Genomic DNA, 12,470 nt, shown 5'->3' on the forward strand with positions numbered 1-12,470 from the left:
GCGACGAATGGGCTTGAAACCCGACATGGAAATATCCGTTGCTGACACGAGGCCGCTGGGCAGGCCGAAGGGCGGCGGCATGAATGAAAAGATATCAGGCAAGACGGCACTGCAGATCGTTGTCGCGGTGCTGGCGGCCACGCCGGTCCTCGTTGGCATCGAGGGTATCCTGTCCGGACCGGAATTCCTGCACGTCATCCGTCCATGGCCGGTCGATCTCGACAGCCATTTCCGCTTCCTGTCCGGGTTTTTCTGGCCATCGGCATTGCTTGGTACAGCTGCATTCCCGGCATCGAGACGAAGACCGAGCGGTTCCGGCTGCTTGCCGCCTGCACGTTCACCGGCGGACTGGCGCGGCTTGCCTCGCTGATTCTGGTCGGCGCGCCATCGGCGGGACACATCGCCGGCCTCTGCGTCGAGCTGCTGGCGGTGCCGGCGCTGGCCTGGTGGCAGGGGCGTGTCGCGAATAAAGCCACTGAGTGTGCCCGGCTCACTGGCGCTTAGCCGACCAGCGGCCTATATTGGAGAGGACGGTCTGTGCTTCCCGGCAGGAGAACATTTTCCCCGGGGCCTTAACGATCCTTAGGGAGCTGTCCCTGGGAAGACCCGTGGGTTTTCTCATACGGCGCCCACCTACTTTGTAGGTTCCCGGGATCGCTCTCTCCACCGGTTGTGTGGATCGTCACTTCTTGCCCCTGTATCCACGCATTTCGGTGGATCACGTGGTAGAAAACGTCGCTCCCAAAACGCCATCCAAATCTGACCTTTTCTATCCTGGCCGCATGAGCTCTCTCAAAGACCTGAAAAAACGGCTGCGGCTCGAAGCGCTTGGACGCCGCGACGCGCTTGATGAATTCTGGCGGGTCGAAATAGCGCTCGAAATGGCCGAGACGGCGCGCGATCATCTCACCATCGAGCCCGGTCAGATCGTATCGGGTTTCTGGCCGATGCGTTCGGAAGTCGACGTCAGGCCATTGATGTTTGCCTTGCGCGAAAAGGGTGCCAGGCTTTGCCTGCCCGCCATTCTCGACAAGACCACCATAGTCTTTCGCGAGCTGGTGCGCGGCGCGCCGATGGTGGAGATGGGCTTTGGCACGGTCGGGCCGCATGAAGAGGCGGAGGTGCTTGATCCAGAGGTGATGCTGGTGCCGCTCGCCGCCTTCGATGCGCGCGGTCATCGCATCGGCTATGGCGCCGGCTATTACGACCGCGCGATCGCGAAGCTTGTCGACAAGGGGCATGCGCCTCGATTGATCGGCATCGCCTTCGACTGCCAGGAAGTTCCGCAGGTTCCAGACGAAAACCACGACGTGGTCATTCCGGAAATACTCACCGAGAGCGGGTTGCGCCGCTTCGGCATCGCTTAAAATATCGCGATCTGCTTAACGCGTTTCCAAGACATATCGGATAGTATTCCCATAATACAGTCCGGGCTGATGGCAACCATGGCTTTTGTCTTTGCACGCTTCCTGCTGATGCCGTTCGTCCTGATCGCGGTAGTGCTGTTGGCGATGGCATTGCACGTCATCGGAACCTCCCTGCATCACCAAGCCGCCTGGCATCAGACCGTTGCAACCGTAATTTCCGTCAGACCCTACAGTGAAAAGCAGGAAAGCGGCCTCACCACGAACGGCATCGATGTCACCGTCACCTATGTCGCCAACGACGCGCCGATGAGCTGGTCCGGCAAGGGAAAGATCATCGGTCTTTACAAGGCATCCGTGGGCGACAAGGTAGAGATGTATTACAACCCTGCCGATCCATCGAAGCTCGATACAGCCGCGATGAAAGGCTGGCGCGGCGGATTGCTGCTCCTTGCCGCTACCGGCGGTTTCATCGTCTTCTACATCTGGTTCTTCTGGCTACGCCGACGGAACGCGCCGCCGACATTGCCCATGACGCCGTCGTCCGTTGGCGCAGTGGGTGCGAGCGCAAAACCGCCCCAGCCGCCGCGCGCCACTTTCGGCCGGCGTTAGGGCCAGCCGTAGTACCGCTTGCCTAGCGTCCATGGCTCTGGATAGAAGTGGATATGAGACTTCTTTTCCTCGGCGACATGGTTGGCAAGACGGGACGCACGGCGGTTTGGGAACAACTGCCTGGCCTGATCTCGGATTTCAAACTCGATTTCGTTATCGTCAACGGCGAGAATGCTGCCGGCGGCTTCGGCATCACCGAAGAGATATTTCGCGAGACCATCGCGGCCGGCGCCGATGTTGTCACCACCGGCAACCATGTCTGGGACCAGCGCGACGCGCTGGCCTTCGCGCCGCGCGAAGAGCGTTTTCTGCGCCCGTCGAATTTTCCGAAGGGTACGCCGGGGCGCGGCTCCGGGGTCTACATCTCCAGGGGCGGCGCGCGCGTGCTGGTCGCCAACATCATGGGCCGGGTGTTCATGCATCCCGAGCTCGACGATCCGTTCCAGGCCGGCGAGCGCGAGCTCGCCGCCTGTCCGCTCGGCGAACAGGCGGATGCGGTGGTGATCGACTTCCACGCCGAGGCGACCTCGGAAAAGATGTGCTTCGCGCATTTCGTCGATGGCCGCGCCAGCCTGGTCGTCGGCACCCACACCCACCAGCCGACCGCCGACCACCAGATCCTCAATGGCGGCACCGGCTATCTGTCCGATGCCGGCATGTGCGGCGACTACGATTCTTCGCTCGGCATGGACAAGGAGGAACCACTCAACCGGTTCCTGTCGAAAGTGCCGAAAGGACGCTTCGAGGCGGCGACCGGACCGGCGACATTGTGTGGGGTCGGTGTCGATATTTCCGATCGTACCGGACTGACCGAGAAGATCGCGCCGTTTCGTCGCGGGCCTCGATTGGAAGAAACGGCTCCGTCCTTCTGGTCATGACATTGATATAGGGGTTCGCAGTACCTAATTGCCGGCGACACTGCTCTAGATCGTAGGGGACGACCTCCATGCAGCTCATTGAGTTTCTGGCGCCGCATTTTCACTTTGTTTCCGATCCAACCGCATGGGTCGCTTTGCTGACGCTGATAGTGCTCGAGATTGTGCTCGGCATCGACAATCTGATCTTCATCTCGATCCTGACCAACAAGCTGCCGGAAGCGCAGCGGGCCCGCGCCCGCCGGCTCGGCATCTCGGCGGCGCTGATCATGCGGCTGGTGCTGCTCGCCACCATCTCGATCATCGTCCAGCTGACGACGCCGGTCTTCACCGCCTTCGGCCACGGTTTCTCCTGGCGCGACCTGATCCTGATCGCCGGCGGCCTGTTCCTGGTCTGGAAGGCGACCAAGGAAATCCATCACACAGTCGATCCCGACGACCACCAGGACACGATGCTGGGCGGGACGCTGCAGATCAGCCTCGCCGGCGCAATCTTCCAGATCCTGCTGCTCGACCTCGTCTTCTCGATCGATTCCATCATCACCGCCGTCGGCATGACCGACGAAATCGCCATCATGTACATCGCCGTGATCGTGGCCGTCACCGTGATGATGCTGGCGGCGGGGCCGCTGGCGAATTTCATCGCCAAGAACCCCAGCATCGTCATGTTGGCGCTGGGCTTCCTGTTGATGATCGGCATGACGCTGATCGCCGACGGCATGGGCTACCACGTGCCCAAGGGCTACATCTACGCGGCGATGGGCTTTTCGGCGCTGGTCGAGGGGCTCAACATGCTGGCGCGGCGGCGCAAGAAGGCGAAGCCCGGCGACGGGCATTGAGCCATCGGCGCCCTCTTGAGAAGCCGCCACGGCATGTTGTCAGGCTCACTTGTCGGGGGCGAAGTCAGTGCCGCGGCTCACCGTCTCCCAGGCGTCGGTCTCCTGTCGCAGCGCGTCGAGCCTGCCGCGGAATTGATCCAACGCATCGCCGCCGATCAGAAGATGGACGGGAGGACGCTCTGCCTCGACGGCATCAAGGATCGCACGGGCGCCGCGCGAGGGATCGCCTGCCTGCTTGCGGTGGCCGGCCAATGTCCCGTCTCGTGCTTTGCCCGCGGTGTCGGCATAGTCGTCGATGCGCGTCGCCGATTGCTTGATTGAGGCGGGGCCGCGGAAGTCGGTGCGAAAAGCGCCCGGCGCGACCACCGTGACCCCGATACCCAGCGGCGCCAGTTCCTTGGCCAACGTATCCGACATCGCCTCGATGCCGAACTTCACCATGTGGTAATAGCCAACGCCCGGGTAGGTAACCAAGCCGCCGATCGAACTGATGTTGACGATATGCCCACGCCGGCGCGCCCGCATTCCCGGCAGCACCGCCTTCACCAGATTGACCGGCCCGAACAGATCGGTCTCGAACAAGGCGCGGATATCGGCGTCCTCGCCTTCCTCGATCGCGGCGAGATAGCCGTAGCCGGCATTGTTGACGAGCACGTCGATGCCGCCGAAGCGATCCTGCGCCGCCGCGACCGCGGCAGCGATCTGGTCCGCGGCGGTGACGTCGAGCTCGACCGCGAGCGCCGCGTCGCCGTGGGCGGCCACAAGGTCGGCGATGTCGGCGGTGTGCCGCGCGGTGACGACGACGCGGTAGCCAGCGGCTAAAGCCTGTTCCGCCAGCGCCCGGCCGAGGCCCTTGGAGCAGCCCGTGATGAGCCAGACGGCGTCTTTCGTTATCATGATCAATCTCCACTATCCGTTGATACCGGCGGATATAGCGATCGGCACAACGTTCGATTAGACTGAATTGGTTGCAAGGGTCGTTGAACAGGATTGCATGATGACGCGCGCCAGCCTGGACGATCTTGCCGCCTTCGCAACCGTCGCCCGCGCCCGAAGCTTTACGCGCGCCGCAGTGATGCTTGCGACATCCACCTCAAATCTCAGCCATACGATCCGCCGGCTCGAGGCGAGGCTCGGTTACCGTCTGCTCCAGCGCAACAGTCGAAGCGTGTCTGTGACTGAAGCGGGCGAGACGCTGCTGGGGACGCTGGGGCCAGCGCTGGAAAGCATCGACGGGGCGCTGGATGCGTTGGAGCTGGGACGAAACAGCGTCTCGGGAACGCTGCGCCTCACAACAACACGGCAGGCCTATGAGGCAGTGGTCCGGCCGGTGCTGCCCGCCTTCACGGCCGCACACCCGCACGCAACGGTCGAGGTCCTGATCGACTACGCCTACCGTGACATCGTCGCCGACCGGTTCGATGCGGGCATCCGCTTGGGCGAAAAGCTGGAGCGGGATATGATCGCGCTCAAGGTCGGGCCCGAACTCAGCATGGCGGTGGTGGCGACGCCCGATCACCTGGTCCACTCAGCCCCTATCACTCACCCGAGCGATCTGACGCAGCACCGGTGCATAAATTACCGGATGGTCACGGCCGGGACGATCTATGCCTGGGAATTTGAACGCGACGGACAGGCCCTGGACGTGCGCGTGTCCGGCCCGCTCACATTCGATGAACCCGAACTGATGCTCGAAGCCGTGCTGGACGGGTTAGGCATCGGATATCTCCTCACCCACGAAGTCGCGCCTTACCTGGAGAACGACCGACTTGTCCGGCTGCTGTCCGAGTGGACACCAACCTTTCCAGGCTTCCACCTTTACTATTCGTCGCGGCGGCAGATGCGTCCGGTGTTGGCGGCATTCATCCAGGCGGTGCGCGGCCGCTTCTAACGAGGTGAGATGCCCTTCGGGTAACGGTCGCCGATCAGCCCCAGCGTCAGACCCTGCTCCAGCCAGGCCTTGGCTCCCGCCAGCACCAACGCGAAGCCGTCGGTCGAACCGATGGCTTGCCTGACCTGCTCGTCGCCATTACCGGCGAAGCCGAAGTTCCGGACCTCGAGGAAAGTCGCATCGCCTGGCATTTCGGTGAAGGTCCAGACCACCGTGGTCGGCGGATCGCTCCATTGCAGGACGATCCTTTCGTTGCTGACGATCTCGCTGACCGTGGCAGTCGTCGAGACGCCATACACGCGCCACTCCCAGCGAACCGCCTTGCCGCTGTCCAGCCGGTCGCTACCGTGGGTGAACCAGAATTTGGTGGTGATGGCCGGATCGACGATAGCTTCGAACACTTCGGCGACCGGCCGCCGGATCAGCATGCCGGCTTCGGCTGTGGGCGTTTCGCGGATTTCCATGGGATGCTCAAACATTGGACTCGTTGGCGGGTTCGCCCTTCATCTCGCTGCGGTAATAGCCGTCGCGCAGATTGATGCCGTATTCGACATAGGCCTTCATGCAGGCCAGCATCTGCGACCAGCCCTCGCAATTGAGGTAGGATTTCTTCAGGCCGACCGCGCCTTCCTGCCAGCCGCTCTCGGCGATGGTGACGAAGGTGCCGCCATCGTCGAGCGGTTCGAAATTCATCTCGATGCGGGTCTTGTAGGCCGGCTTGCCGTCGGCGTCGGTGGCGTCCCAGCGCAGCACGATGCGGCTGTCCTTGACCACTTCGTCGACCTCGACCGGCACCTTGCCCCACCAGACGACGCCAACCCCGGTCCGCAGCGGCGCGCTGGCGCCGCCGATGGTGGTGAAATAGCCGCTCAGCTTTTTCGGATTGACGACGGCGTCGAAGACTTCGGCGACCGGTTTGCCGATGCGGCCGGAAACCCTGAATCCAAGAGACATATCCACAGCTCCTTGCTTGATCGGTCCAACGATATGTTATATAAATATAACATGTCAAGTCGAACCCAGGACGACAATGTTTTCAAGGCGCTGGCGCATCCGCGCCGGCGCGAAATGCTCGATCAGCTGAAGGACGAGCCGAAGACCACCGGCATGCTGTGCGATGCCTTTCCCGACATCGATCGTTGCACCGTCATGCTGCATCTCAAGGTGCTGGAGGAGGCGGAGCTGATCGTGGCGCGCCGCGACGGACGCGAGCGCTGGAACCATCTCAATTCGCTGCCGATCAAGCAGATCCACGACCGCTGGATCAGCCAGTATGCCGGCCATGCGCTCAGCATCATCGACCGGCTGAAGTCGGATCTGGAGGCGTAAGTGATCGCGGCTGTCCTTGTTGGTCGTCCCGCAGCACGGCGCGGCTGGACGAATTGAGCTGATTTATCTATAAGCCGGCCATTCCGACAGAGAACGCCGTGCTTCCGCGGGTTGCACCTGGGACGGCTCTGAAATTTTGAATTCGAGCATTTTTGCCAAGGCGAGGTGATCCACCTGGCTGCAAAATGTTCTAGCCGAGAACACGACAGGGGTGCCATGGCTGGCCATTCACAGTTCAAGAACATCATGCACCGCAAGGGCCGCCAGGACGCGGTGCGGTCGAAAATGTTTTCCAAGCTGGCGCGCGAAATCACCGTCGCCGCCAAGAGCGGCACGCCCGACCCATCGATGAACCCACGCCTGCGGCTGGCGATCCAGAACGCCAAGGCGGTGTCGATGCCGAAGGACAACATCCAGCGCGCCGTCAACAAGGCCTCGATGGGCGATGCCGAAAACTACGAGGCGGTGCGCTATGAAGGCTATGGTCCAGGCGGCGTCGCCGTCATCGTCGAGGCCTTGACCGACAACCGCAACCGCTCGGCGTCGAATGTGCGCGCTGCCTTCACCAAGGCCGGCGGCGCGATGGGCGAAACCGGCTCGGTATCCTTCATGTGGGACCGTGTTGGCGAGATCTATTATCCGGTATCGGTCGGCGGTGCCGACAAGGTGATGGACGCGGCGATCGAAGCCGGCGCCGACGACGTGGAAACCGACGAGGAAGGCCACACGATCTATTGCGCCTTCGAGAATCTCGGCGAGGTGTCGAAGGCATTGGAAGCCTCGCTCGGCGAGGCAGAGTCGGTGAAGCTGATCTGGCGGCCGCAGAACAATGTTCCGGTCGACGAGGAGCGGGCCCAGTCGCTGATGAAGCTGGTCGCCACGCTCGAGGACGACGATGACGTGCAAAGCGTCTACGCCAACTTCGAAGTCGACGACGAGACCTTGGCCAAGCTCAGCGCGGCCTAAGTTTCGAAACATTATCGCCTTGCGCGATTGAAAACCTTGTTTGAATTGTCCAGCATCGCCTCGGCTTGACCGGGGGGATATTGATGACACCTGATGAAACTGGGGCCGGGGTGCCGCGGGACAGTATTTTGGCGCGCCCGCGTGCCGGGTTCTGGCGGCGACTTGGTGCGTTGCTGTGCGACGCCGCGTTGATCCTCATTCCCCTGCAGGTCGTCGTCGCAATCCTGTTTGGTCTGACGAACGGCGCGATCCAGGGAAGCTTTGGGTTCAAGACCACTGTCTGCAGCTCACTCGATGTGCTGCCAGAGGGTCTCCAGCCCGCGCCGCCGGAAGGCTTCAATTCGATCCAGGATTGCCGGATGTCCCTTTTCGGCCTTGTCACCGAGCGCGAGCTGGTCGTCGCGAAGACGACCGTAGACGGCAACTCCAAGACATCTGTCTTTCGCGGCTATTGGCTTGATGCGAGCGGCAGGCCGAGGGATGGGGTGTTCGATGTGACCTGGATCGCGATCCTGTCGCTGCTTCTCTACATGGCCGGAATGGAGTGGCGGTCGGGAGAGACTTTCGGCAAACGCGCGACAGGAATCCGTGTTGTCGACACAAAGAATCCTGCCCGCGCAAGCATTCCTTTCGGTCGGGCCTTGCTGCGTCAGGCCGCCACCTATGGCGGCCTTCTGCCGCTCCTGGTCCTCGAGTTTGGCACACTCCTGTTCATCAGCGACGCCGCCCGGCTCGAGACCATGACCTCACAATCCTACTTTCTGCTGATGATCATAGCCGGTCTTGCGGGCCTGGCCTGGGCGATCTGGGTCATGGTCTCGCTTGCGAGAAAGCACGATCCCATTTACGACCGGCTGGCAAAAACGACCGTAGTGGTAAAATGACAGCGTTGCCCACCATCCGCATCACCTATTGCACGCAGTGCCAGTGGCTGCTGCGCGCCGGCTGGATGGCGCAGGAGCTGCTCTCCACCTTCGGCACCGATCTCGGCGAAGTGACGCTGGTACCCGGCACCGGCGGCATCTTCACCATCTCCTGCAACGACGTGCTGGTCTGGGACCGCAAGCGCGACGGTGGCTTTCCGGATGCGGCAAAGCTCAAGCAGCTGGTGCGCGACGTGATCGACCCGGATCGCGATCTCGGTCATTCCGACCGCAAGGGCCACACGCAAAAAGACCCCGCCTGAGCGGAGTCCCTTGCGTTTCGTCGACTGCTTGTTCGACGCAATTCCCAAGGGAAAGCGCTACGCGCTTTTCCCGGGAAAACCGCTTTCTAGAGCAATGCGAAGATAAAGCAGGCCATCGCCACGACGGCGGTGATGGTGCGGACGTGGTTCCACATCACCCATTGGCTCAGATGGTTCGCCCACACGGCGGCGCCGTTGCTGCTGGCCGGGTCGACGGCGGCAAGCGCATCGTTGAGCGGCACGTTGAAGACCATGGTCACGATCGGGTTGCCGATCAGGTAGATCACCGCGCCGGCAAGCAGCCAGTACGAGCCGGACTGGCTCCAGCCCATGATGGCGGCGGCGATAAGCACCAGACAGAGCAGGCCGGTGCCGAAAAGCGCCGTCATGAAAGTCGGCGTGATCACCGTTATGTTGATCGAATTCATCGCGGCGATGCCGCTCGGGACGGGCAGCCGGGCAAGTGCTGCCATGACGAAGTTGGAAAAGGCGAAGAACACGCCGCCGACGACGCCCGAGCCGATTGCGGCAATGATGGTGAGGGCGGGAACAAGCTTGGTCATCTCAGTCACTCCAGATGCCGGTTGCGGCGGTTTCGGTTGCGTAGGCGGAAAAGTCTTTCGGCGCACGGCCAAGCACGCGCTGGACGCCGTCGGTGAGCGACTCGTTGCGGCCGTCGAGCACCTGGGTGAACAGCTCGTTGAGCAGCCAGGCGAATTCGGGTGGCAGTTCGTGCGACGTGACAGAGGCAGTGAACTCGTCGTGCGAAATTCTGACAAAGCGGATGTCGCGTCCTGCCGCCTTGGCAATTTCGGCGACCGCATCAGTGAAGCTCAACAGCCGCGGCCCCGTGAGCTCATAGAGCTGGCCGACATGACCGGGCTCAGTCAGCACCGCTTCGGCGGCGTCAGCGATGTCGTCGACATCGACAAAGGGTTCGCCGACCGGTCCGACCGGCAGTGCCACCTCGCCCGCCAGCAGCGGCTCGATGAGAAAGCCCTCGCTGAAATTCTGCGAGAACCATGCGCAGCGCAGGATCGTCCAGTCGGCCCCCGAAGCCTTCAACATCTCCTCGGCGCGCTGCGCCTCGTGTTCGCCGCGGCCCGATAAGAGCACGAGCCGGCGAACGCCATGCCGCACGGCAAGGCGGGCGAAGGCACCGATCACTTCGGCGGCGCCCGGCACGGCGATGTCGGGATAGTAGCTGATGTAGACCGCGCTGACGTCCTCGAGTGCGGGAGCCCAGCTTGCGGGAGCTTCCCAGTCGAAACGAGGCGCGGCGGAACGGGAACCGATCCGTACCGGAATGCCGCGCGCCGTCAGCCGCTCGGCGAGACGGCGGCCGGTCTTGCCGGTGCCGCCGAGGATCAGGATTGGTTTGATTGTCGTGTTGGTCATCTCTGGTTTCCTTGTTTTAAAACATGAGTAATCCTCACATTTGCAAAACGTGATAAACTCTCGTATTTTGCGAGTCAAGCCATTTCCTCGGCGATTTGCTGAATGCGTTGTTGGAGACAGTCCATGGAAGGCACGCCGGCCAATGAGCAGATGGCTTCACCACGGCGGGCGCCAAGCCAGCAGCGCAGTCGCGAGCGGGTGGAGCGCATGCTGGCGGCCGCCTCGGCACTGATCACCGAGCAAGGCAGTGATGCCATGCGCATGGGCGAAGTCGCCGAACGGGCAGGGGTGTCGATCGGCTCGCTCTACCAGTTCTTTCCCGACAAGCGGGCGATCATCTGGGCATTGGCAGAGCGCCATACCGCCGAGAGCCAGGCCTGCATCTCGGCCGAACTCAAGGATGTCAGCGATGCCGAAGGCCTGCGGCGGGCTTTCTCGGAACTTGTCGATATCTATTATCGGCTGTTCCTGGCCGAGCCGGTGATGCGCGACATCTGGTCGGGCACCCAGGCCGACAAGGCGCTGCGCCAGCTCGAACTCGCCGACAGCCGGGCTAACGCTGAATTCCTCGTGGCGGTGCTGAAGCGGCTACATCCGGGCGCCGACCCGGTCTCCCTGGAGACGACCGCATTTCTCGTCTGGCAGATGGGCGAGGCCGTCATGCGGCTGGCCATCTCGGTCGACCGGCAGGAAGGCGACAGGCTGGTCGCCGCCTACAAGCGCATGGCGCTGCGGGAACTGACCGGAGACTGAGTGGCACTGCGCGTGTTCATTTTCCGCCCTCCAGCAAAGATATGGCCGGCAAGGATGTGCCCGACAAGGATGTGGCCGACATCGCACCGCCTGGCGGCTGGTGCTCGAGCCGCCAGGCTTTCGGGCTCAGGCCGGTGATGCGCAGGAACTCGCGGTTGAAGTTCGATTTGCTGAGGAAACCGGCGTCGAACATGATGCGGGTGATCGGCTCGTCCGTCGTCGCCAGCAGGCGGCGCGCTTCGTCGATCCGCTGGTTGTTGACATATTGCGACACGCTCGATCCGTGGATGCGATTGATCGCCGACGACACTTGCCGTGCCGGCAGGCCGAGCCGCCTGGCGATGCGCCCAAGGTTGAGATCGACATCCTTGTAGAGCTCCTTCGACTGCATCAGCGCGTCGACCGCCGCCGCGATCGCGGAGTCTTCGCTGGTTATCCGCGGTGCGGTTTGCAGCTGAGGCTCAACCTCTTCTTCCTCGTCTTCGTCCGGAGCGGTGGCTTCGCTGGCGACCGCGGCAGCACCGCCGAGAAGCAACAGCGCCAGCACGTTGCCGCCGGCAATCACCGCACCGGAATGAGCACCGCCGGTCCATTGCATGTCGAAACTGATGATGATGTCGGTGACCGGCGACGCGAGGATCGCCAACGCCGTCACCCACAGCGACCGGTAGGACCGCAAGACGCCGTCGAGGCGCGATTCGACAAGGACATCGGGGCCAGCCAGCGCAAGCCAAAGAAGCGCGAGCCCATATGACAGGAACACAAGGATGATCACCGGGCCGACCGGCTCGCGCCAGAAGACCAGCAGCAAGGCAACCAGGAAGGCCGGCAGCAGATGCGGCCACAGCCGTGCCAGGCGATGCTCCGAGCGTTCCTTCGTCAAGCCGCTGAAGGCGATCCAGGCAAGCGGTGCGATCAGCGTCGCCAGCACCGACTGGACCGGCATCATGGCCCTGACATCATAACCCCAGCGGATGCCAATCAGCACCGACTGCAAGGCATACGCCGCCATCAGCAGCATGAAGGCGATGTGCTCGCGCAGATCGGCCTCGTTTGCGCGGATCATCTGCACGAGCAGGATCACGAGCAGCAGGGCGACGACGAACGGCAGGGGAATGAAGATCATGATCGCAAGCGTGGTTCTAAGGCTGGCAGCGACCGACAATGACCCGGATTGCGTTCACGGTCGTCCCGGATCGCGATCGAGGTCGCGGAAATCGACGTCCCGGGTCATTCCGACAGCGCCACGGTCCAACC

General features: G+C 62.5%; 18 protein-coding genes and 1 other RNA gene. 13 read left to right on the forward strand and 6 right to left on the reverse strand.

Features of this window, described 5'->3' with window-relative positions; translation table 11 throughout:
- Window positions 1–25: 25 nt before the first annotated feature.
- The 7 genes from AC0V7N_RS07830 (at window position 26) to AC0V7N_RS07860 (ending at window position 3,690) form a co-directional block, all read left to right on the forward strand.
- A complete protein-coding gene (locus tag AC0V7N_RS07830; RefSeq protein WP_496628052.1) occupies window positions 26–370 on the forward strand; it encodes a hypothetical protein in 345 nt (114 codons plus the stop codon).
- On the forward strand, window positions 292–504 hold the full coding sequence (locus AC0V7N_RS07835; protein ID WP_496628003.1) for a DUF4345 family protein: 213 nt from the start codon (window positions 292–294) through the stop codon (window positions 502–504). Before AC0V7N_RS07830 ends, AC0V7N_RS07835 begins: the two co-directional genes overlap by 79 nt.
- Window positions 505–529: 25 nt before the next feature.
- A non-coding RNA gene (gene ssrS / locus AC0V7N_RS07840) (6S RNA) lies at window positions 530–685 on the forward strand.
- Window positions 686–782: 97 nt separating this feature from the next.
- Window positions 783–1,367 (forward strand): 5-formyltetrahydrofolate cyclo-ligase, encoded by a 585-nt coding sequence (locus AC0V7N_RS07845; protein ID WP_475456219.1) that lies wholly within the window; start codon window positions 783–785, stop codon window positions 1,365–1,367.
- A gap of 78 nt (window positions 1,368–1,445) precedes the next feature.
- Window positions 1,446–1,976, forward strand: a complete 531-nt coding sequence (locus AC0V7N_RS07850) for a DUF3592 domain-containing protein (protein WP_496627779.1) — start codon at window positions 1,446–1,448, stop codon at window positions 1,974–1,976.
- Between the two features lie 53 nt (window positions 1,977–2,029).
- Window positions 2,030–2,854 (forward strand): TIGR00282 family metallophosphoesterase, encoded by an 825-nt coding sequence (locus tag AC0V7N_RS07855; protein WP_475456222.1) that lies wholly within the window; start codon window positions 2,030–2,032, stop codon window positions 2,852–2,854.
- A gap of 68 nt (window positions 2,855–2,922) precedes the next feature.
- Entirely contained in the window at window positions 2,923–3,690 is a 768-nt protein-coding gene (locus AC0V7N_RS07860; RefSeq protein ID WP_475456224.1) for a TerC family protein, read from the forward strand.
- A 45-nt stretch (window positions 3,691–3,735) separates the two neighbouring features.
- On the opposite strand, the gene AC0V7N_RS07865 is transcribed toward AC0V7N_RS07860, so the two are convergent.
- A complete protein-coding gene (locus AC0V7N_RS07865; protein WP_475456226.1) occupies window positions 3,736–4,587 on the reverse strand; it encodes an oxidoreductase in 852 nt (283 codons plus the stop codon).
- A 100-nt stretch (window positions 4,588–4,687) separates the two neighbouring features.
- Between AC0V7N_RS07865 and AC0V7N_RS07870 the strand changes: the two genes are divergently transcribed.
- On the forward strand, window positions 4,688–5,581 hold the full coding sequence (locus tag AC0V7N_RS07870) for a LysR family transcriptional regulator (RefSeq protein WP_475456228.1): 894 nt from the start codon (window positions 4,688–4,690) through the stop codon (window positions 5,579–5,581).
- Here AC0V7N_RS07870 and AC0V7N_RS07875 read toward each other — a convergent pair.
- Entirely contained in the window at window positions 5,578–6,045 is a 468-nt protein-coding gene (locus AC0V7N_RS07875; protein ID WP_475456230.1) for an SRPBCC family protein, read from the reverse strand. The two genes, AC0V7N_RS07870 and AC0V7N_RS07875, sit on opposite strands and share 4 nt — an antisense overlap.
- 7 nt (window positions 6,046–6,052) lie before the next feature.
- Complete coding sequence (locus AC0V7N_RS07880) at window positions 6,053–6,535, reverse strand: SRPBCC domain-containing protein (RefSeq protein WP_475456232.1); 483 nt, start codon at window positions 6,533–6,535, stop codon at window positions 6,053–6,055.
- A gap of 51 nt (window positions 6,536–6,586) precedes the next feature.
- Between AC0V7N_RS07880 and AC0V7N_RS07885 the strand changes: the two genes are divergently transcribed.
- The 4 genes from AC0V7N_RS07885 (at window position 6,587) to AC0V7N_RS07900 (ending at window position 9,062) form a co-directional block, all read left to right on the forward strand.
- Window positions 6,587–6,910, forward strand: coding sequence for an ArsR/SmtB family transcription factor (locus AC0V7N_RS07885; protein WP_475456234.1), 324 nt, complete (start codon window positions 6,587–6,589; stop codon window positions 6,908–6,910).
- Between the two features lie 216 nt (window positions 6,911–7,126).
- Window positions 7,127–7,876, forward strand: coding sequence for a YebC/PmpR family DNA-binding transcriptional regulator (locus AC0V7N_RS07890; RefSeq protein WP_475456236.1), 750 nt, complete (start codon window positions 7,127–7,129; stop codon window positions 7,874–7,876).
- 83 nt (window positions 7,877–7,959) lie between these two features.
- Window positions 7,960–8,760 carry an RDD family protein gene (locus tag AC0V7N_RS07895; RefSeq protein ID WP_475456238.1) on the forward strand — a complete coding sequence of 267 codons (801 nt, stop codon included), beginning with the start codon at window positions 7,960–7,962 and terminating at the stop codon, window positions 8,758–8,760.
- Window positions 8,757–9,062: an Rdx family protein gene (locus tag AC0V7N_RS07900; RefSeq protein ID WP_475456240.1), complete on the forward strand. Its 306-nt coding sequence runs from the start codon at window positions 8,757–8,759 to the stop codon at window positions 9,060–9,062. Before AC0V7N_RS07895 ends, AC0V7N_RS07900 begins: the two co-directional genes overlap by 4 nt.
- A gap of 86 nt (window positions 9,063–9,148) precedes the next feature.
- Here the strand turns inward: AC0V7N_RS07900 and AC0V7N_RS07905 are convergent, their stop codons facing one another.
- Window positions 9,149–9,625, reverse strand: coding sequence for an anthrone oxygenase family protein (locus AC0V7N_RS07905; protein ID WP_475456242.1), 477 nt, complete (start codon window positions 9,623–9,625; stop codon window positions 9,149–9,151).
- Between the two features lies 1 nt (window position 9,626).
- Complete coding sequence (locus AC0V7N_RS07910; RefSeq protein ID WP_475456244.1) at window positions 9,627–10,460, reverse strand: NAD(P)H-binding protein; 834 nt, start codon at window positions 10,458–10,460, stop codon at window positions 9,627–9,629.
- Window positions 10,461–10,583: 123 nt separating this feature from the next.
- On the opposite strand from AC0V7N_RS07910, the gene AC0V7N_RS07915 reads away from it, so the two are divergent.
- The gene (locus AC0V7N_RS07915) at window positions 10,584–11,213 is read left to right on the forward strand and encodes a TetR/AcrR family transcriptional regulator (protein WP_475456246.1); all 630 of its coding nucleotides are present in this window, start codon (window positions 10,584–10,586) and stop codon (window positions 11,211–11,213) included.
- Window positions 11,214–11,229: 16 nt separating this feature from the next.
- On the opposite strand, the gene AC0V7N_RS07920 is transcribed toward AC0V7N_RS07915, so the two are convergent.
- Window positions 11,230–12,339 (reverse strand): helix-turn-helix domain-containing protein, encoded by a 1,110-nt coding sequence (locus tag AC0V7N_RS07920; protein ID WP_475456248.1) that lies wholly within the window; start codon window positions 12,337–12,339, stop codon window positions 11,230–11,232.
- Between the last annotated feature and the right edge of the window lie 131 nt (window positions 12,340–12,470).

This window comes from Mesorhizobium kamtschaticum, assembly GCF_056174585.1.